At 66.2% G+C, this 19,908-nt stretch carries 17 protein-coding genes and 1 tRNA gene; 12 read left to right on the top strand and 6 right to left on the bottom strand.

All coding sequences use genetic code 11. From position 1 onward, the window contains the following. Nucleotides 1-89 precede the first annotated feature (89 nt). From eno to UC32_RS04770, 9 genes are all read left to right on the top strand, one after another. Nucleotides 90-1,370, top strand: coding sequence for a phosphopyruvate hydratase (gene eno / locus UC32_RS04810; RefSeq protein WP_045730127.1), 1,281 nt, complete (start codon nucleotides 90-92; stop codon nucleotides 1,368-1,370). A gap of 180 nt (nucleotides 1,371-1,550) precedes the next feature. Next, the gene (locus UC32_RS04805; RefSeq protein ID WP_045730126.1) at nucleotides 1,551-2,267 is read left to right on the top strand and encodes an FtsB family cell division protein; all 717 of its coding nucleotides are present in this window, start codon (nucleotides 1,551-1,553) and stop codon (nucleotides 2,265-2,267) included. A 27-nt stretch (nucleotides 2,268-2,294) separates the two neighbouring features. After that, on the top strand, nucleotides 2,295-2,966 hold the full coding sequence (locus tag UC32_RS04800; RefSeq protein WP_045730125.1) for a DUF501 domain-containing protein: 672 nt from the start codon (nucleotides 2,295-2,297) through the stop codon (nucleotides 2,964-2,966). Then, entirely contained in the window at nucleotides 2,963-3,910 is a 948-nt protein-coding gene (locus UC32_RS04795; RefSeq protein WP_045730124.1) for a Ppx/GppA phosphatase family protein, read from the top strand. The genes UC32_RS04800 and UC32_RS04795 overlap by 4 nt, the downstream gene beginning before the upstream one ends. A gap of 4 nt (nucleotides 3,911-3,914) precedes the next feature. Then, nucleotides 3,915-5,291 (top strand): S8 family serine peptidase, encoded by a 1,377-nt coding sequence (locus tag UC32_RS04790; RefSeq protein WP_045730123.1) that lies wholly within the window; start codon nucleotides 3,915-3,917, stop codon nucleotides 5,289-5,291. A 60-nt stretch (nucleotides 5,292-5,351) separates the two neighbouring features. Next, nucleotides 5,352-6,812: an NAD(P)/FAD-dependent oxidoreductase gene (locus UC32_RS04785; protein WP_045730272.1), complete on the top strand. Its 1,461-nt coding sequence runs from the start codon at nucleotides 5,352-5,354 to the stop codon at nucleotides 6,810-6,812. A gap of 100 nt (nucleotides 6,813-6,912) precedes the next feature. Continuing rightward, on the top strand, nucleotides 6,913-7,857 hold the full coding sequence (locus UC32_RS04780) for an N-acetyltransferase (RefSeq protein WP_045730122.1): 945 nt from the start codon (nucleotides 6,913-6,915) through the stop codon (nucleotides 7,855-7,857). A gap of 20 nt (nucleotides 7,858-7,877) precedes the next feature. Beyond that, a tRNA-Leu gene (locus UC32_RS04775) sits at nucleotides 7,878-7,951 on the top strand. A 220-nt stretch (nucleotides 7,952-8,171) separates the two neighbouring features. Then, a complete protein-coding gene (locus UC32_RS04770; protein WP_045730121.1) occupies nucleotides 8,172-9,527 on the top strand; it encodes an ABC transporter substrate-binding protein in 1,356 nt (451 codons plus the stop codon). 66 nt (nucleotides 9,528-9,593) lie between these two features. Here the strand turns inward: UC32_RS04770 and UC32_RS04765 are convergent, their stop codons facing one another. The 4 genes from UC32_RS04765 to UC32_RS04750 are packed head-to-tail and all read right to left on the bottom strand — an operon-like array spanning nucleotide 9,594 to nucleotide 13,737. Further along, complete coding sequence (locus UC32_RS04765) at nucleotides 9,594-10,367, bottom strand: ABC transporter ATP-binding protein (RefSeq protein WP_045730120.1); 774 nt, start codon at nucleotides 10,365-10,367, stop codon at nucleotides 9,594-9,596. Continuing rightward, nucleotides 10,364-11,413, bottom strand: coding sequence for an ABC transporter ATP-binding protein (locus UC32_RS04760; RefSeq protein WP_045730271.1), 1,050 nt, complete (start codon nucleotides 11,411-11,413; stop codon nucleotides 10,364-10,366). Before UC32_RS04760 ends, UC32_RS04765 begins: the two co-directional genes overlap by 4 nt. Nucleotides 11,414-11,463: 50 nt before the next feature. Next, nucleotides 11,464-12,432 (bottom strand): branched-chain amino acid ABC transporter permease, encoded by a 969-nt coding sequence (locus tag UC32_RS04755; RefSeq protein ID WP_045730119.1) that lies wholly within the window; start codon nucleotides 12,430-12,432, stop codon nucleotides 11,464-11,466. A gap of 9 nt (nucleotides 12,433-12,441) precedes the next feature. Next, nucleotides 12,442-13,737 carry a branched-chain amino acid ABC transporter permease gene (locus tag UC32_RS04750; protein WP_235423590.1) on the bottom strand — a complete coding sequence of 432 codons (1,296 nt, stop codon included), beginning with the start codon at nucleotides 13,735-13,737 and terminating at the stop codon, nucleotides 12,442-12,444. Nucleotides 13,738-14,183: 446 nt separating this feature from the next. Here UC32_RS04750 and UC32_RS04745 point away from each other — a divergent pair, with 446 nt between their 5' ends. Further along, on the top strand, nucleotides 14,184-15,068 hold the full coding sequence (locus UC32_RS04745; RefSeq protein WP_045730117.1) for a Bax inhibitor-1/YccA family protein: 885 nt from the start codon (nucleotides 14,184-14,186) through the stop codon (nucleotides 15,066-15,068). A 111-nt stretch (nucleotides 15,069-15,179) separates the two neighbouring features. Here UC32_RS04745 and galK read toward each other — a convergent pair whose 3' ends face one another. Next, nucleotides 15,180-16,367, bottom strand: coding sequence for a galactokinase (gene galK / locus UC32_RS04740; protein WP_045730116.1), 1,188 nt, complete (start codon nucleotides 16,365-16,367; stop codon nucleotides 15,180-15,182). After that, nucleotides 16,364-17,512, bottom strand: a complete 1,149-nt coding sequence (gene galT / locus UC32_RS04735) for a galactose-1-phosphate uridylyltransferase (RefSeq protein ID WP_045730115.1) — start codon at nucleotides 17,510-17,512, stop codon at nucleotides 16,364-16,366. Before galT ends, galK begins: the two co-directional genes overlap by 4 nt. 100 nt (nucleotides 17,513-17,612) lie before the next feature. Between galT and UC32_RS04730 the strand changes: the two genes are divergently transcribed. Beyond that, nucleotides 17,613-18,572 carry an aldose 1-epimerase family protein gene (locus UC32_RS04730; protein WP_045730114.1) on the top strand — a complete coding sequence of 320 codons (960 nt, stop codon included), beginning with the start codon at nucleotides 17,613-17,615 and terminating at the stop codon, nucleotides 18,570-18,572. A gap of 9 nt (nucleotides 18,573-18,581) precedes the next feature. Beyond that, nucleotides 18,582-19,907 carry an AI-2E family transporter gene (locus UC32_RS04725; protein ID WP_082071917.1) on the top strand — a complete coding sequence of 442 codons (1,326 nt, stop codon included), beginning with the start codon at nucleotides 18,582-18,584 and terminating at the stop codon, nucleotides 19,905-19,907. The last annotated feature ends 1 nt before the right edge of the window (nucleotide 19,908 follow it).

Raw genomic sequence — 19,908 nt, 5'->3', positions numbered from 1 at the left:
TCCACCACTCTCGACTACGCTGTTTCCTGACGAGGACGTCGAGTTTTTCTGCAACATCCCCCCGTTAATCGCCCATAAGGAGCAAATTCATGGCGCTTATCGATGCCATCCACGCCCGCGAGATCCTCGATTCCCGCGGCAACCCGACCGTTGAAGTTGAGGTCCTGCTTTCTGACGGCCAGATCGGCCGCGCAGCAGTTCCGTCCGGTGCATCCACCGGCGAGCACGAGGCAGTCGAACTCCGCGACGGCGACAAGGGCCGCTACCTCGGCAAGGGCGTCCAGAAGGCCGTTGACGCCGTGATCGACCAGATCGCTCCCGCCCTCACCGGTTTCGACGCAACCGACCAGCGCAGCATCGACCAGGCCATGCTGGACCTGGACGGCACCCCGAACAAGGGCAAGCTGGGCGCCAACGCCATCCTGGGTGTCTCCCTGGCCGTTGCCAACGCTGCCGCCGCTTCGGCTGACCTGCCGCTCTACAAGTACCTGGGCGGCCCCAACGCCCACGTCCTGCCCGTGCCGCTGATGAACATCCTCAACGGTGGTTCGCACGCCGACTCCGACGTCGACATCCAGGAATTCATGATCGCCCCCATCGGCGCCGAGACCTTCTCCGAGGGCCTGCGCTGGGGCGTTGAGGTCTACCACAACCTCAAGTCCGTGCTGAAGGAGCAGGGCCTGTCCACCGGCCTCGGCGACGAAGGCGGCTTCGCGCCCAACCTGCCCTCCAACCGTGCAGCACTGGACCTGATCCAGGAAGCCATCAAGAACGCCGGCTACACCCCGGGCAAGGACATCGCCCTGGCGCTGGACGTTGCCTCCTCCGAGTTCTTCAAGGACGGCGCCTACCAGTTCGAAGGCAAGGCACTGTCCGCCAGCGAAATGAGCGCCTACTACGCCGAGCTCGTTGCAGATTACCCGCTGGTTTCCATCGAGGATCCGCTGGACGAGAACGACTGGGAAGGCTGGAAGACCCTCACCGACGCCATCGGCGACAAGGTCCAGCTGGTGGGTGACGACCTCTTCGTCACCAACCCCTCCATCCTGCAGCGCGGCATTGACACCCGGACCGCAAACTCCCTGCTGGTCAAGGTGAACCAGATCGGTTCGCTGACCGAGACCCTGGACGCTGTCAGCCTCGCACAGCGCGCCGGCTACACCACCATCACCTCGCACCGTTCCGGCGAAACCGAGGACACCACCATCGCCGATATCTCGGTGGCCACCAACGCCGGCCAGATCAAGACCGGCGCCCCGGCCCGCTCCGAGCGCGTCGCCAAGTACAACCAGCTGCTGCGCATCGAAGAGGAACTCGACGACGCCGCACGCTACGCCGGCCGCAGCGCGTTCCCGCGTTTCAAGGGCTAGTAGCCGCGTAATCCAACGGGCGGTGGCTATGGTTGAAAGACCATAGCCACCGCTGTTGTTTTTGCAGCAGCCCGTCCCGCCCGGTTGTTGCCCGGCGCACGTTGTTGACCAACTGCGTAGTGCAACAAAGGATCATCACAGACAGTGGCGGCCGCAGGCAGGCCGCGTTTCAGGAGTGTCATGGCCACCCGCCGTCCCAAAGTTCCCAAGGTTGCCCCCAACCGCCAGGCCAAGGACACGTCCGACGCCGGTCACGCACAAGGTGCCGACGTCATCAGGGCGCACTTCGGTTCCGGCAAGGACGGCTCCGGGCACGCTCCGGGCGGTGCGGCGGGCTCTTCACCCTCGGGCAGGAATTCCAGCAGCCCCGCTGCACCCCGCGGTGGATCCGGAAACGGACAGGCACCGGCCAAGGCCCCCGTCGCGGGCACTGCACGGAACGGCGCAGCTGCCGGGAAGGCCGGCCCTAAGGGCGGCACCCAGTCCTCGGAAGCGGACCAGCAGCCCGTCCCGGCCAAGGCGTTCTCCGGACGGATGCTGGCCCTGGCCGTGGTCATGGTGGCCATCACCATCATGCTGGCGCCCACAGTCAAGGTTTTCTTCGACAAGAAAGCCGAAATCGACGCCCTCAATGCGGACATCGCCGCACGCCAGGCCGCCGGGGACGCCCTCCGGCAGCAGGTTTCGCGGTGGCAGGACCCCAACTACGTGAAGCAGCAGGCCCGCGACCGCATTAACATGGTTATGCCGGGCGAAACCGGCTACTGGGTATTCGGCAGCGATCTGCCCGCCGACGAAACCGGCGGCCAGCCCGGTGCCGCAGCCGCCCAAGACCCCGCAGATCTGCCGTGGGTGGATTCCCTGTGGGAATCCATTACGCGCGCGGCGACTGAATAAACGCAACAGGAAGGACGGCCCGCGACAGTGGAAAACAACACGGCAGCCGCCCGGGAGAACTCCCGCCAACCATCCGCACACGACCTGGACGTATTGAGCCGGCAGCTGGGACGCCCCGTCCGCGATGTGGTGGAAATTCCTGCCCGCTGCGTCTGCGGCAACCCGCTCGTGGCGGCCACCGCCCCGCGGCTGGGCAACGGCACCCCGTTCCCCACCACTTTCTACCTGACGCACCCCGTCGTCACGTCCGCGGTCTCGCGGCTCGAGGCAACCGGCGTCATGAACGAGATGAACGGCGAACTCGCCGCAGACGAACAACTCGCTGCGGCCTACCGTTCCGCCCATGAGGCCTACCTGGCCGCCCGTGATGCCATCGGGGAACGGTCCGGGATCGGCGCCGTCCCCGAGATCGACGGTGTCTCCGCCGGCGGCATGCCCACCCGCGTCAAATGCCTTCACGTCCTGGTGGGCCACTCCCTGGCAGCAGGACCCGGCGTCAACCCCCTGGGTGACGAGGCCCTGGTCCGCATCCGGGAATGGTGGACCGCGGACCGCTGCTACTGCGACGGCGCCTGGGACTCCACGGGAGAGGCCCCGTCGAAGGACCTCAGCCGGCACGGCCCCCAGGGCCTGCCCGGAATCGTGGGCCGGCCGGCGCCGGTGCGGAAATCAGCTGCAGCCACGGAGGCCCCGGAATGACCCGCGTGGCCGCCATCGACTGCGGCACCAACTCCATCCGCCTGCTCATCGCCGACATCGACCGCAGCACGGGCACCCCCCGCCTCACGGACGTCGTCCGGGAAATGCGCGTGGTCCGGCTCGGGGAAGGCGTGGACGCCACGGGGGAGTTCACCCAGGGCGCACTGGAACGCACCTTCGCGGCCACCGCCGACTACGCTGAACTCATCCGCCGGCACGGCGCCGAAAAGATCCGGTTCGTGGCGACATCCGCCAGCCGGGACGCCCGGAACCGGGACGTCTTCGTGGACGGCATCCGCGACCTGCTGGGCGTCGCCCCTGAGGTCATCTCCGGAAGCGAGGAAGCCGCGCTGTCCTTCGCCGGGGCCAGCAGCGTGCTGCCCATCCTGGATGGCCACGAGGTGCTGGTGGTTGACCTCGGCGGCGGAAGCACCGAGTTCGTGCTGGGCACCGGAGCCGGCGTCACCGCGGCCCGGTCCGTGGACATCGGCTGCGTGCGCCTCACCGAGCGGCACCTGCAGGACGATCCGCCCACCGCCGAACAGATCGCCGCAGCGGAAGCCGACGTGGACGAAGCCATCGCCCTCGCAGGCCGTGACGTCCCGCTGGAACGCGCCACCGCCGTCGTCGGCGTTGCAGGCTCCATCACCACCATCACGGCGCACGCACTCGGGTTGAGCGAGTACTCGCCGGACGCCATCCACGGCGCCGAACTGCCCATCGACACCCTGCGGGACGCGTCATCGGACCTCCTGGGCATGGTCCGCGACGACCGTGCGGCCCTGCCCTACATGCACCCCGGCCGGGTGGACGTCATCGGTTCCGGCGGACTGGTGTGGCGCCGCATCCTGGAACAGGTGAACCGGCTCTCAGGCGGCCGGGTGACCACCGCAACGGCGAGCGAGCACGACATCCTCGACGGCATTGCCCTGAGCATCGGCTGATTCCATGGTTTCCTCACCTGCATCCGTACTCCGGACGGCGGGGTCGGCGGTGCTGGCCCTTGTCCTGGTGGCCTGCTGCCTCTGCGCCGGCCTCGTGGCCGCACCGGCCGCCCACGCCGACGACTGGCGCGACAAGCAATACTGGCTCGCCGAATCCGGCATCACCAAGGCCTGGGAGGTTTCCAAGGGCGCCGGCGTCAAAGTGGCAGTCATCGACAGCGGCGTGGACGCCCAGCACCCGGACCTCAAAGGCGCTGTGGTGGGAGGCTATGACGCCTCCGGCGCCGGCCAGCCCGACGGGCAGAAGAGCGTCGGCTCCAAGCCCGAACACGGCACCCTCGTAGCCACCATGCTGGCCGGCCGCGGCCACCAGCCTGCAACCGCCAGCCCCAAGCCTTCGCCCGGTGCTGCCACCCAGGGGCCGGACGGCATTGTGGGTGTGGCTCCGGAGGCTGAGATCCTCTCTGTCTCCACGTGGCTGGGATCCACCAACCCCTCGGGCAAGAGCGACCAGGACCAGATCCCGGAGGCCGTCCGCTGGGCCGTGGACAACGGAGCCAAGGTCATCAACATTTCCCTGGGAAGCACCACCCCGCAGTGGCCGCAGAGCTGGGACGCCGCCTTCCTCTACGCCGAACAGAAAGACGTGGTCATCGTGGCCGCTGCCGGCAACCGCGTGGGCGGCAACATCCAGGTGGGCGCGCCCGCCACCATTCCCGGTGTCCTGACGGTTGCCGGGCTGGACCGCAAGAACACCGCCAGCGTTGACGCTTCGTCCCAGGGCATCAGCATCGGCGTCGCGGCCCCGGCCGAGGACCTGCTCGGCGGGCTTCCGGGCGGCGGCTACGCGGAATGGGCGGGAACGTCCGGCTCCACGCCGATCGTCTCGGGGGTGGCAGCGCTGATCCGGTCCAAGTGGCCTTCCATGACCGCCGAGCAGGTCATCAACCGCATTGTCACCACCGCCAAGGACGCAGGCGTTCCCGGGAAGGACCCGCTGTACGGCTACGGCATCCTCAACGCCGAGGCCGCGCTCAAGGACGATGTGCCCGAGGCATCCAGCAACCCGCTGGGCTCGGTGGCCGAATGGATCCGCGTCCACCGGCGCGGCAACCTCGCAACGCCCGCGCCGCTGCCCACCGCGGACGTCCCCAGCGCGGTACCCACGCTTCCCGAAGCGACGGTGCCCGCGGCCGAGGCGCCCTCGCAGCGGGACAGCGCGATCAGCGCCGCCGTCGTCATTGGATTCGCGGTGCTGTTCCTCGCGATCATCGCCGCGGCCGCCGTCCAGTTGACAAGGGCGGCCAGGAACCCCGCACTGGCGCGAGACGAAACCGAAACCGGGGTCCTGGACAAGGTGGACTCGGAGCGGAAACCCTAGCGTTACGGGCGCCTGACGCAGTTAGTGAAGATTTTCACAAACTGGGCTATCCTTGAAAGCATGGCAACCACCCCACAGCTCCAGGACCGTCCCCGGGTGCTCGTCGTCGGCGGCGGGTACGTCGGCCTGTACGTAGCACTCAAACTGCAGAAGAAGATCGCGAATGCAGGTGGCATCGTCACCGTCGTTGATCCGCTGCCCTACATGACTTACCAGCCGTTCCTTCCCGAGGTGGCAGGCGGCAACATCGAGGCCCGCCATGCCGTGGTGTCCCACCGCAAGCACCTCAAGCAGTCCGAACTGATCCAGGGCCGCGTCACCGCTATCGACCACGCCAACCGCACCGCTGTGGTTGCTCCCTCCGACGGTGGCGAGAACTTCGAGGTTCCCTACTTCGACGTCGTCCTGGCTGCCGGCGCCATCACCCGCACGTTCCCCATCAAGGGCCTTGCGGACAAGGGCATCGGCCTGAAGACCATCGAGGAAGCCGTTGCCCTGCGCAACAAGGTCCTCGAGCGCATTGAGCTCGGCTCCACCATGACCGATCCTGCTGCCCGGGCGAAGGCCCTCACGTTCGTCGTTGTCGGCGGCGGGTTCGCAGGCATCGAATGCATCACCGAGATGGAGGACATGGCGCGCGCCGCTGTCCGCAACAACCCCCGGGTCAAGCAGGAGGAAGTCCGCTTCGTCCTGGTTGAAGCCATGGGCCGCATCATGCCCGAGGTCACCGCCTCGCAGGCAGAGTGGGTCGTGGAGCACCTCCGCAGCCGCGGCATCGAGGTCCTGCTCAACACCTCGCTGGACAGCGCTGAGGGCGCACTGAAGCTCATCAACCTTCCGGACAAGACCCCGGCACAGGAATTCGAAGCGGACACCCTCGTGTGGACCGCCGGCGTGCAGGCCAACCCGATGGTCCGCTCCACCGACTTCCCGCTGGAACCGCGCGGTCGCGTCCGCGTCCTTCCGGACCTGCGCATCGGCGGCGACGAAGGCATCGTCGAGAATGCCTGGGCCGCCGGCGACATTTCCGCCGTTCCGGACCTCACCGGCAAGGGCCTGCCTGACGGTACCTGCGTCCCCAACGCCCAGCATGCGCTCCGCCAGGCCAAGCGCCTCGCGAAGAACCTGTGGGCCTCCCGTTGGGACAAGCCGCTGAAGGACTACAAGCACAAGAACCTTGGTGCTGTGGCCGGCTTCGGTGAATGGAAGGGCGTTGCCAACATCAACCTGCTGGGCCGCATCGGCCTGAAGGGCCCCCTGGCCTGGCTGGCACACCGCGGTTACCACGGCATGGCCATGCCCACGTTCGAGCGCAAGTTCCGTGTGATCCTGAACTGGATCATCGCCTTCTTTGCCGGCCGCGACACCACGCAGCTGCTGGACCTGGACAACCCGCGCGGCGCCTTCGTTGCTGCCGCCACCCCGGCGCCCAAGCCGGCTGCCGCTACGGCTCCCGCGGCCCCGGCTGCAGGGTCCTCCGTGGTGGAGCCGAAGGAACCGGTCGCGGCCCAGGCCAAGTAACCGGCTTCGCGCCACAAGCACGACGGCGGCTGTCCCCGAAAGGGGGCAGCCGCCGTTTGCATTGTGCGGCCAGGGCGGCCCGGCCTCCTAGACTGGCCTCATGACCGGCGAAAAGAACCTCCAGTCCCTTTTGGCGGGGATGCATCCCGTCCAGCGCGACGGCGAGTACGTCTACGTCCTCTGGCCACATGGCCGGCCCCTGGAAGGCCACATCGAGGCAGCCGTCCGCGAGGCCGAAGGGCTGACTGCCGTCCTGCCCCGCGCGGAGGCCGACCGGCTGGGGCTGTCCTACGACTTCGTCGCTGCCTGGATCACGCTCGAGATCCATTCGGCACTGGAAGCCGTTGGCCTGACCGCGGCGGTGGCGAGGGCCCTGACGGACGCCGGCATCAGCTGCAATGTCCTGGCGGGGTTCCATCACGACCACCTCCTGGTGCCGGCGGCGGACGCCCCGAGGGCCCTGCAGGTGTTGGCCGATCTTTCGGCCGAAAACCAGGATGCGCCGCGTCCAGGCCTGCAGCTGCGCACCGAAACTGCCGCGGACCGGGACGCCATCCTGTCGCTGACCGCCGAGGCATTTGCCGTCTCCCCGGCAACCGGGCTTCCCGCGGAAGGGGAGCCCGTCGAAGTGAAAATCCTCCGGGCCCTTTTCAAGGCTGACGAATACCTTCCCGAACTCAGCGTGGTGGCGGTGCTGGGTGGCGAGGTGGTGGGCCACGTCATCAGCACCCGGGGCTGGGTGGGCAGCCACGAGCTGCTCGGACTGGGGCCGATCAGCGTGACACCCAGGCTTCAGCGCCAGGGCATCGGATCAGCCTTGATGGCGGAGACCATTGCAAGGGCCAATGCTGCGGGGGAGAGCGGGATCGCGCTCCTCGGCAGCACCGAGTACTACCCCCGGTTCGGGTTCGTCCCGTCGGCGTCCTTCGGCGTGCTGCCGCCGGATGAGGCGTGGGGCGGGCACTTCCAGCTCCTGCCGCTGGCGCTGTGGCCAGGCGGGGTGCACGGGACGTTCCGGTACGCCGAACCGTTCGAACGCTTCTGACGGGATACCATTGACCCGACGCCCCAGTAGCCCAATTGGCAGAGGCATCGGACTTAAAATCCGCGTGTTGTGGGTTCGAGTCCCACCTGGGGTACGGAGCAGAGGATGCCCGCCAAACGGCACCGAATCGACGGAAGCCGCCCGCAGTGCGGGCGGCTTCCGTTGTTTAATTTCGCATATGCAACGACTGTTATAAGGATGTGACCTCAGTCACTTATCTTCGCCTGGGATTTGCATTAGCTTGAAGCTAAATCAGGAACACCTGATTTTTCGCGTCAAAGGCCGTTCGCACCTTTAGATCGAGGAGCTCGTAAATGACTTTATTCCCCCAGGCGGGAACCCGCGCTGCCAAGCTGACAGCGCTTGGCATCGGCGTCGCCTTCATGGTGACAGCGTGCGGCGGTTCGTCCACACCCACGACGTCCGAGTCCGCTTCCTCCGCATCGGCCGGAGGCATCGCGTGCCCCGCACCGGAAACCGGAGGGGGTGCCGCAGCCACGCAGAGCGCGGCGCCGGCAGCTGTTCCGCCGTCCACCGGCAGTACGGAGACTCCGCTGAAGATCGGCTCGCTGTTGCCCACCACCGGATCCCTGGCCTTCCTCGGCCCGCCCGAAATCGCCGGTGTGAACCTCGGCATCAAGGAAGTCAACGACGCCGGCGGCGTCCTGGGCAAGCCGGTGGAAGTGATCCACCGCGACTCCGGTGACACCAAGACGGACATCGCCACCCAGTCCACCTCCGCATTGCTCGGCCAGGGTGTCAGCGCCATCATCGGCGCCGCGTCCTCGGGCGTGTCCAAGACGGTCATCAACCAGATCACCGGTGCTGGCGTCATCCAGTTCTCGCCGGCCAACACGTCCCCGGACTTCACCACCTGGGATGACAAGGGCCTGTACTGGCGCACCGCACCGTCCGATGTCCTCCAGGGCAAGGTCCTGGGCAACTACATGGCAACCTGTGGGGCCCAGACCGTCGGCATGGTGGTCCTGAACGATGCCTACGGCACCGGCCTGGCCAAGAACATCAAGGAATCCTTTGAGGCGGCAGGCGGCCAGGTTGTTGCCGAGGAACTCTTCAACGAAGGCGACAGCCAGTTCAGCAGCCAGGTGGACAAGGTACTTGCCGCCAAGCCGGACGCCATCGCCCTGATCACCTTCGACCAGGCAAAGAGCATCGTTCCGCTGATGACCGGCAAGGGAGTCAAGCCCACCCAGATGTTCCTGGTGGACGGCAACACCTCCGACTACAGCAAGGACTTCCAGGCCGGCACGCTGAAGGGCGCCCGGGGTACCATCCCCGGCACGTTTGCGCAGGACGCCTTCAAGAAGAAACTCCTCGCCATTGACCCGGCCTTGAAGGACTACAGCTACGCCGGTGAGTCTTACGACGCCGTCAACCTGATCTCCCTGGCCGCGGAAGCTGCCAAGAGCACCAAGGGGACGGACATCGCTGCGAAGCTGAAGGAAGTTTCGGAGGGCGGCGAGAAGTGCACGTCCTACGCCGCCTGCGTCACCCTGCTCCGCGAGGGCAAGGACATCGACTACGACGGCCAGTCCGGTCCGGTGACCTTCTCCGACGCCGGTGACCCCACCGAGGCGTACATCGGTATCTACGAGTACCAGGACGACAACAAGTACACGGCAGTGAAGGAAGAGTTCGGCAAGCTCTAGACCCTTCCCAGGCACAAAGAAGCCCCCGTCCATCGGACGGGGGCTTCTTTGCGGTTGTGCTCCGGTTTACTCGACGGTGTCCGCCAGGGTGCCCAGGTACAGCTGGATCACCTTGGGGTCCTTCATCAGCTCGCGGCCGGTACCGGTGTACGCGTCCCGGCCCTGGTCCAGCACATAGCCGCGGTCGCAGATCTGCAGGCAGCGGCGGGCGTTCTGTTCCACCATGATGACTGAGACGCCGGCACGGTTGATTTCGTGGACGCGGAGGAAGGTCTCATCCTGCTTGACGGGGGAGAGGCCTGCTGAGGGCTCGTCCAGCAGCAGGACTGCAGGATCCATCATCAAAGCGCGGCCCATCGCCACCATCTGGCGCTCGCCGCCGGACAGGGAACCGGCCCGCTGGGAGCGGCGCTTCCCGAGTTCCGGAAAGAGCCGAGTGACAAAGTCGAACCGCTCGGCAAAGTCCTTGGGCCGCTGGAACATGCCCATCTGGAGGTTCTCTTCGATGGTGAGGGCCGCAAACACATTGTTGGTCTGCGGGACGAAGCCGACGCCGCGGGTCACGAGCTTGTTGGCCTTCAGCCCGGTAATGTCCTGGCCGCGGACCACCACGGTGCCGGAGTGTACCTTTACCAGGCCGAACATGGCCTTGAGGAGGGTCGACTTGCCGGCGCCGTTGGGGCCGATGATGCCGATCAGCTCGCCCTTTCGGGCTTCAATGCTGCAGCCGTTCAGGATGTTGACGCCGGGAATGTATCCGGCCACAAGGTCGGTGACCTTGACGACTGCTTCGCCGTCGTCCACGGGCTGGGCGGCCGGTGCCGCGCTGGTGCTGCTCATTGGCTGTCCCTATCTGTCCGGTCTTTCCCATCGGTTTCCGTGTCCCTGTGCGCGCGCCTGCCGCGTTGCACGTCTCCGGGGGACTGTTCCGCCGGGCCGGCCGTGCCGGACTCGTCCCCGACGACGTCCAGGGAGATGATCCCGGCGTTATCGGTGCCGACGATGGATTCGTCGTCGGCAACGAGTTCGGCAGCGAGCTCCTTGATGCCCTCTGCGTCGCCGAGGTCGACGTCGTGGTGGGCACCCAGGTAGGCGTCGATGACGGCGGGGTTCTTCATGACCTCCCCGGGCGGGCCTTCGGCGACAACCTTGCCCTCGGCCATGACCACCACCCAGTCCGCGATGTGCCGGACCATGTGCATGTCGTGTTCAACGAACAGGACCGTCATGCCCTCGGCCTTCAGGTTCTTGATGTGGTCCAGCAGTGACTGCGTCAGTGCCGGGTTAACGCCCGCCATTGGTTCGTCGAGCATCACCAGCTTGGGCCGCACCATGAGGGACCGTGCCATCTCCAGGAGCTTGCGCTGTCCGCCGGAGAGCGATGCGGCGTAGTCGTCCTTTTTGGCGTCGAGTTTGAACTTCTCCAGCAGGACGTCGGCCTGGGCCGTGATCTCTTTTTCTCGGCCGCCCCAGATGCCCTTGAACAGGGCTTTGGCGAGGCTTTCTCCGGGTTGGTTGGACGCTCCCAGGCGCATGTTTTCCATGACCGTCAGCTTGCCCATCACTTTCGTGAGCTGGAACGTGCGGACCATGCCCATGCGGGCCACCTTGTAGGGGGATACCCCCGCGAGGCTGTGGCCTTCAAACTGCCACTTGCCGGTGTTGGGGGTGTCGAATCCGGTCAACAGGTTGAAGAGGGTGGTCTTGCCGGCACCGTTGGGGCCGATCAGGGCAGTGATCTTGTGCCGGGGGATCTCCAGGTAGTCCACATCCACGGCGTTGATTCCGCCGAAGCTGCGGGTGACGTTTTCTGCCACCACGATCGGATCCCGCTTCTTGCAACCGGGCGCTGTTTCGCCAGCGGCGATGGGGCGGGTGTCGGTCATGTAGTCCGGTGCCGGGGCACCGGACGTTTCGGGGTTTTCATTGTGTATGCTCACGCGAACGCCAGCTCCTTCTTGTTTCCGAAGACGCCCTGCGGCCTGAAGATCATCAAGAGCATCAGCGCCACGCCTACCAGGATGTAACGCAGCTGCCCGGCCTGGACGGTGTTCAGCCACATAACGGCACCGGACTCAATGAGGCCGTAGAGGATGCCCTGTGTCAGGGAGAGGACCACCCAGAAGATCATCGCCCCGATGACGGGGCCGAGGACCGTGCCCAGGCCGCCCAGCAACAGGCAGGTATAGAGGAAGAACGTCAGTTCCGTGCCGTAGTTGGCAGGCTGTACGGCGCCGCGGGGCAGGGTAAAGACCATGCCCGCGAGGGCGCCGAGGACGCCGCCGATGACCAGGGCCTGCATTTTATAGGCGTAGACGTTCTTGCCCAGGGACCGGACGGCGTTCTCGTCCTCGCGGATGCCCTTGAGCACCCGGCCCCACGGGCTGCGCATCAGCAACCACACAAGGGTGCAGCAGAGGGCCACCAGGGCCCAGCCCACCACGCGGATAAAGAAGTCGCGGTTGTTCATGCCGAAGTATGAGCCCTCGGGGAACGGGTTCATGGCGTAGAAGCTGCCTTCAAACGCCGCCAGGCCATTGGCGGAACCGGTAACCGCAGTGAGTTGGTTGGTGGTGACGATGTAGCGCACGATTTCCGCGGCGGCGATGGTCACAATGGCCAGGTAGTCCGCCCGGAGTCGGAGGGTGGGGATGCCCAGCAGCAGTGCAAAGACCGCGGAGGCCGCAATGGCGATGAGCAGCCCCACGAAGAACGGGACGCCGAAGGTCAGGGTGGAGATCGCGAACCCGTACGCGCCCACTGCCATGAAGCCGGCCTGGCCGAAGTTCAGCAGGCCCGAATAGCCGAAGTGGACCGCGAGCCCCAAGGCAGCCAAGGCGTAGGCAGCCGTGGTGGGGCTGAAGATCTCGCCGGCAGCGCTGGAAAGAATGAAACCAAAATCCATGTCTGTTTCCTAACCCACGCGCTCGCGACGGCCCAGGATGCCCTGTGGCCGGAACAAGAGGACAACGATCATGATGAACAAAGCTCCCACGTACTTGAGGTCGGCAGCGAGGCCGAACACAGTGGTCAGCTCCACGAAGATGCCAACGATGATGGAACCGATCAGGGCGCCGAAGACGGTTCCCAGGCCGCCGAGGGTCACACCGGCGAAGATGAGCAGCAGGATGGCCGAGCCCATGTCGAAGGTGACGCCCGGGCGGTAGTAGGCCCAGAGGATGCCGCCAAGGGAAGCGAGCATGCCGCCGGTGATCCACACCAGCCGGATGACGGCGTCCACGTCAATGCCTGAAGCGGCAGCCAGGGCGGGGTTGTCCGCCACTGCGCGGGTGGCCTTGCCAAGCCTGGTCTTCAGCAGCACGATGCCGATCAGGGCGATGACCACGGCGCTGATACCCAGCGACCACAGGTTGTTCGGTGAAATGGAGACCGGGCCAATCTGGACCTCGGGGCTTTGGGCGTAAGGCAACTGCTGGGTGGCGCCGCCGAAGTAGAACTGGATCACGTAGCGGACCGCGAGGGCCAGGCCGATGCTGACGATCATCATGGGGACCAGGCCCGTGCCGCGGCGGCGCAGCGGCCGCCAGAGCCCGCGGTCCTGGGCGTAACCGAAGAGGCCGCCGCCCACCAGGGACAGGATCAGTGCCAGCCAGAAGGGAAGCCCCATGGCGTTGAAGCCAAAGACGAGGACCGCGCCAAGGGTCACCATCTCGCCGTGGGCGAAGTTGGTGAGGCCGGTGGTGCCGAAGATCAGGGACAGGCCAACCGATGCCAGGGCCAGGAGCAGGCCAAAGCTCAGGCCGGCCACCAGCCGGTTCAGGAGGTTCTGGCCGAAGTCCTGTTGCTGCACCACGATGCCTTTGCCGAACGCGAAGATCACCGACAGGTTGGAGGTCTGGCTGAACGTCACGTCGCGGGGGTTTTCCTGGCCGTCGGCCAGCTTGATGCCCTCGGGAAGCGTGGATTCATCCAGTTCCACCGTGTAGGTGCCTTGCTCCGGCACGCCGATGTTCCAGGCGCCGTTGGCCGATGACTTGGCAGTGCCGGTGAAATCGCCCTTCTTTGCCGTGACTGTCACGTCCGCCAGGGGTGCGCGGGTGTCATCACGGAGGAACCCGCTGATGTTGTTCTGGAAGGTCTGGTTCGACGGGGATGGTGTCGGTGACGGGGAAGCGGCCTGGCTTGCCGGTCCGGCCACCAGGAGGATTGCGAAGATGGAAGCGCCAATGGCTCCCAACAGTCTCAGCAAACCGAGGCGCCTTCCGGCCCGCTGGCCTTGGGGTGTACTTCTCAAATTGATAACCTCCACTTGGGGGCGGTCTAGGCCGCGCCATTGCAGCCGCTGCGAACGGTCGCAGGGTGGGGAAATGCCATGACGCCCGACACCCACAAGTGTGAGTTCCGTCACCCTGCTTGGCTTATGCTACAGCGCATCAGAACCGGTGAATGCCGTGGTCCAGGCCATATTGGTAGCGATCGGATAACAACTGCGGGGCCCGCAGCTGCGATGTGGCGCGGATCGTGGGAAACAACCTTTGTTGAGTAGCGGTGTCTCCGCGGGCGCAGCATGTTCACTGGCAGGTCACGGTTGTATTGCAGGGAAGGTCGGCGGGAACTTTAGGGGCGCCGGCTACGTGGGAATTGGTAGCGTAAACCTTAAGATCCATCACACACCCAGCATGGAGGAATCCCGCAATGGCACTTGGCGGAAACCCGATCTTCAACGGAAAGAGCTTCCGTGGAGCCACCCAGGCACCGCCTGCCCCGCAGGGCTATGGCGGCGCCCCTTACGGCCAGCAGCCGTACGCCCAGGCACCCTATGGCCAGCAGGCCTGGAACGCCCAGCCGCAGGGCATGACGGACAACCAGCTCCAGGACATGTACAACCAGCCGTCGGCGGGTCCGGCGGATACCGGGCGGATGACCTTCGACGATGTCATCGTCAAGACGGCAGCCTGCCTCGGCGTCGTTATCCTCGGCGCGGCAGTAACCCTGACCGTCGGTTTGGGGCTTGCGTCGCTGCTGATGATCGTCGGTGCCCTCGGCGGTTTCGTCCTAGCCCTCGTCAACACGTTCAAGAAGCAGCCTTCCCCTGCGTTGATCCTGGCCTACGCCGGCCTAGAAGGACTCTTCCTGGGTGGCCTGACCCGCATCCTCGATACCCAGTACCCGGGTGTTGGCCTGCAGGCAGTGGTAGGCACGCTCTCCGTGTTTGCCGTCACCCTGCTGCTGTTCAAGAGCGGAAAAGTCCGTGCCACCCCCAAGGCGATGCGCTTCTTCATGATCGCCCTTGGCGGTTACGCCCTGTTCTCAGTAGTCAACCTGGTCATGATGCTGACCGGCGTCACCCAGGAGCCCTTCGGCCTGCGCAGCGGCATGATTGGCGTTGTTATCGGCCTGCTCGCCATCGGCCTCGCCGCTTTCTCGCTGATCATGGACTTCACCAGCATTGAAGCCGGCGTCCGCAGCGGCGCTCCGCAGCGTTTCTCCTGGACCGCGGCGTTCGGCCTGACCGTCACCTTGGTCTGGCTGTATGTGGAGATCATCCGCCTGCTGGCCATCCTCCGCGGCGACGACTAGCGCCCGGGCGCCAAACCGCCGTCGTCCGATGCCTTAAATAGAACAGGCCCACCGCAAGGTGGGCCTGTTCTATTTAAGGTTGTAGCGTTGAGCGGCCTCCCGGTCGGGTTGCTAGGCGACGCGCATGGCGCCCGCTGCCGGGGAGACAGTGAAGATGTCCGGCGCGGCATAGCCCGCCTCGGCGAAAGCACTGACGACGGCGGCGCGCACCTTCGCTTCGGAAGCGACGGGGGTCAGGGCAATCGCCGCACCCCCGAAACCGCCTCCGGTCATCCGTGCCCCGATGGCCCCGTTGGCGCGCGAGGTCTCCACCGCCAGATCCAGTTCAGGACACGAAATTTCGAAGTCGTCCCGCATGGAGGCATGGCTGGCATCGAGCAGGGTGCCGATGGCGCCGGGTCCCTCGGCGGCCAGGCGCTCCACCGTCTGCAGCACCCGGTCGTTCTCCGTGACAACGTGGCGCACGCGCCGGAACGTCACCTCGTCCAGCAGTCCGCTGGCCTCCTCCAGGTCACCGACCTGGACGTCGCGGAGCGCCTTGACGCCCATGACCTCGGCGCCGAGCTCGCAGGAGGCGCGGCGCGAGGCATACCCGCCGTCGGCGTGGGAGTGCGAGACCTTGGTGTCAATGACCAGCAGGACCAGTCCTGCCGGTTCCGTTTCGAACGGCACCAGGGTGGCATTCTGGTCACGGCAATCGAGGAAGACCGCGTGGCCCTTGGCCCCGCGAATGGAGGCGGACTGGTCCATGATGCCGGTGGGAGCCCCCACGAAGTCGTTTTCGGCGCGCTGGGTCACCAGGACCATGTCCTCCGCTGTCAGGCCAGCGCCGGTGAGCTCGTTGAGGGCGGTGACCACCGCGCACTCGATAGCGTGTGACGAGGACAGGCCTGCGCCGAGCGGAACGTCCGAGTCCAGCAGCAGGTCAATTCCGGGAACATCGATGCCGCGTTCGCGGAGGGCCCACATGACGCCGAGGGGATACTTGGTCCACCCCTTGGCGGAGCCCGGTTCCAGGCTGTCGAGTGCGGTGGAAACCATGCCCTGGTCACCGTACGTTGACAGCAGGCGAACGGTGGAGTCCGGGCGGATGCCCACTGCTACCCGGGCAGTCCGGTCGATGGCGAACGGCAGCACGAAGCCCTCGTTGTAGTCGGTGTGCTCACCGATCAGGTTGACCCTGCCCGGTGCCTGCCAGACGCCTGCCGGGGCGGCCCCGAACTCCTGGGCAAACCGGGCAGCCAGGTCCTGCGTGCCCGGGGCGGCTGAATCTGCGGTGGGGTGGGGTGCGGCGCTCAAGCGGGAACTCCTTGGGACGGAGCGGCCTCGGCGGCCGCAGTGGCAGGTGCCGGAACCGTTGCGCGCAGCCGCTCGGCCACGCTTTCCGGTGTGGTGTCGTTGATGAAGGCACCCATGGCTGCCTCGGACCCGGCAAGGTATTTCAGCTTATCCGCAGCCCGCCGGGGTGAGGTCAGCTGAAGGTGGAGGTAGCCGGCGGCGCGGAGTCCGGGCACCAGTGGAGCCTGGTGCCAGGCGGAGATGTACGGGGTGGGCGTGGGGTACAGGGCATCCACGCGCTTGAGCAGATCCAGGTAGACGTGGGCGAGCTCGTCCTTCTCCTCCCCGCTTAGGGCCGCTAGGTCTGGAACGTGACGGTGGGGGACCAGGTGGATTTCCAGCGGCCAGCGGGCTGCGAACGGGACGTAGGCGCTGAAGTTTTCGCCTTCCATCACCATCCGGCTGCCGTCTTGCCGTTCCGCTTTCAAGAGGGAGCCGGTCAGGGTTTCGCGGCCATCGTGCTTCTCGTAGTGGCGCAGGGCAGCCGAACCCAGCACGCCCGCCCGGGGAGTGACATACGGGTAGGCGTAGATCTGGCCGTGCGGGTGGTGGAGGGTGACGCCAATATCTGCGCCGCGGTTCTCGAAAGGAAACACCTGCTTGATGCCTGCCAGCGAGCTGAGCGCTTCCGTGCGCTGGGCCCAGGCTTCGATCACGGTCCGGGAGCGGGTTTCGCTGAGTGTGCTGAAGGAGCCTGTGTGTTCGGGCGTGAACGACACTACTTCGCAGCGGCCGTAGGCCGGACCCTTGGTTCCCCATGCAGCGTTTTCCGGAACCGGACCGAGGGCGGGGCCGAGGGACGGGAAGCGGTTCTCGAAGACCACCACGTCATAGTTAGCCGCAGGAATCTCGGACGGGTTGTTGGGCGTCGTGGGGCAGATGGGGCACTGGTCCGCGGGCGGGAGGTGGGTTCGGGTCTGGCGGTGCGCCGCCACTGCCACCCATTCGTCCGTGAGGGCATCGAAGCGGACCTCACCGGGCTCGCCCCTCGGTGGCAGGCCGCGCTGGTCGGCAGGCCCCGCTGCCCGGGCCGCATTGGTGCCCGGGTCATCGAAATAGAGCAGCTCCCGGCCGTCGGAGAGTCTGGTGCTGGTGATCGCTGTCATGGAACTATTTTCGCATGATCAACCAAAAATGAATAGTTAAGAACAAAAAACAACATCCAAGGTTCAGCATGACCACAGTAGCCGCGGTACGGTAAGGCGCATGACCCAGTTCTCGTCCCAGGACACACCCGACAGCCCGCACCTGCGCGCCTTTGCCTCAGGCCGCCAGTATGAACTTCGCCGCGGCGACGCCGTGGCCGTTATCACCGAGCTCGCCGCCGGGCTCCGGTCCTACAGCCGGGGCGGCGTGCTCCTGACCGAAACCTACGGCGACGACGTCATTCCGCCCGGCGGGGCCGGAATCACCCTGGCGCCCTGGGCCAACAGGGTGGAGGATGGCGCCTGGGTCCTGGACGGCAAAAAGCAGCAGCTGGACATCACCGAGGTGTCCCGCAACAACGCCAGCCACGGCCTGCTCAGAAACGTGGGTTACACGCTGGTGGACGAATCGCCATACTCCGTTTCCCTGGAAGCCACGGTCTTTCCGCAGCACGGCTACCCCTTCCTGGTGCGGCACCTCGTGCGGTACGAGCTGACCGCAGACCTTGGACTCGCGGTCCGCCAGAGCCTGACAAACCACGCCGCAGCAGCTGCACCGTTTGTCCTCGGCGCGCACCCCTACCTGCGGTTGGGAGACACGCCCGCCGAGGAGCTGGTACTGACCGTCCAGGCCGACACCCAGCTCATCGCCGATGAACGGCTGATACCCCGCAGTTCCGCGCCCGTCGACGGCGACACCGACTTCCGCGGCGGCCGCACCATCGGCGGCCTCAGCGTCGACGTCGCTCTCACCGGCCTCGGGTACGAGGATGGCAAGGCCCGCCACGTGCTGGCGGGGCCGGACGGCCGCAGCGTCAGCCTCTGGCAGGACGAATCCTGCGAGTACGTCCACGTCTTCGTCAGCACTGTCTATCCCGGCCGGAGCCGCGCGCTCGCCGTCGAACCGATGACCGGTCCGGCCAACGCCTTCAACTCCGGCGACGGCCTGCGCTGGCTCGAACCGGGGGAGTCCTTCGCCATGGAGTGGGGAATCGACTACCACGCCGCCACAGGCGGCTAGAGTTTCCTTATGACGCCCACCGCGGACGACGCCACCCAGTCCACGCCATCTCCAGCCCCCGCCACGGCGGCACCCCTCCGGGTCCTGACAGACCGTGAGCTAGACCGCGACATCCCGTACGGTGTACGGATTGCCGCATCCTGGTCCTGGCGCCTGGGCCTCATCCTCCTGATGGCCGGCACGCTGATCTGGCTCCTGAGCCACATCACCTTCCTGATCATCCCGGTCATGGTGGCGGCGCTCCTCGCGGGGCTGCTGAGCCCTGTCACGGCCTGGCTGAAGCGGCGCGGACTGCCCGCCGGCCTTGCCGTCGCCCTTACGGTCCTTGGCTTTATCGCAGTGATCTCCGGTGCGCTGGCCCTCGTCGGCCGGCAGCTGGTGATCGGCTTCGGCGAATTGTGGCAGCAGGCGCTCGAAGGCGTGCGGCAGGTCCAGACCTGGCTTTCCGACGGGCCGCTGCACCTGACGGCGGCCCAAATCGACCAGTACGTCAAGGAAGCCAGCGACGCCCTGCAGAACAACAGCAGCAGCATCCTCAGCGGCGCCCTGTCATTTGGCAGCACGGCCGGACACTTCGCCGCCGGATTGCTCCTCGCCCTGTTCATCCTCATTTTCTTCCTGCTGGAGGGAGACCGGATCTGGGCGTTCCTTGTCCGGCTGCTTCCGCGGCGGGCGCGGGCCGCTGCTTTCGGCGCCGGCCGCAAGGGCTGGGCCTCCATGGTGAGCTATGCACGAATCCAGATGTTCGTTGCCGCGGTGGATGCGATCGGCATCGGCGTGGGTGCCGCGATCATTGGAGTCCCGCTGGCCCTGCCCCTGGGCGTGCTGGTTTTCCTGGGTTCCTTCATCCCGGTGGTGGGTGCCCTGGTGACCGGCGTGATTGCCGTCCTGCTGGCCTTGGTGGCCAACGGCCCCGTGAATGCGCTGATCATGCTCGCCATCGTCCTTGCGGTCCAGCAGCTGGAAGGACACATCCTGCAGCCGCTGGTCATGGGCAAGGCCGTGTCCCTCCATCCGGTAGCCGTCATCCTCAGCGTTGCCGCCGGCTCCTACCTTGCCGGCATCCCGGGCGCACTGTTTTCGGTACCCATCCTGGCCGTAGCAAACTCGGCCATTCGCTACATCGCCGCCAGAACATGGGAACATGAACAGGTGCCGGTGATTGCCGGGAGGCCCCTGACAGCTCCGGCTGGCGGGGACAACACCATAGAAGACGTTGAACCGCCGAAGGACTTTGGCGGAGAAGGCGAAACGTCTGCCGGCGCCACAGCTGAACACCGCGGTGCCCACTCCGCACCCCGTCGGGGCGCCGGGGACGAACCTAGAGGAGAGTAGT

It is taken from the genome of Pseudarthrobacter chlorophenolicus, from assembly GCF_000962805.1.
GTDB classification, from domain to species: domain Bacteria; phylum Actinomycetota; class Actinomycetes; order Actinomycetales; family Micrococcaceae; genus Arthrobacter; species Arthrobacter chlorophenolicus_A.
The sequence above is the reverse complement of the archived record's forward strand: the minus strand, read 5'-3'. Positions and strand labels throughout refer to the sequence as shown.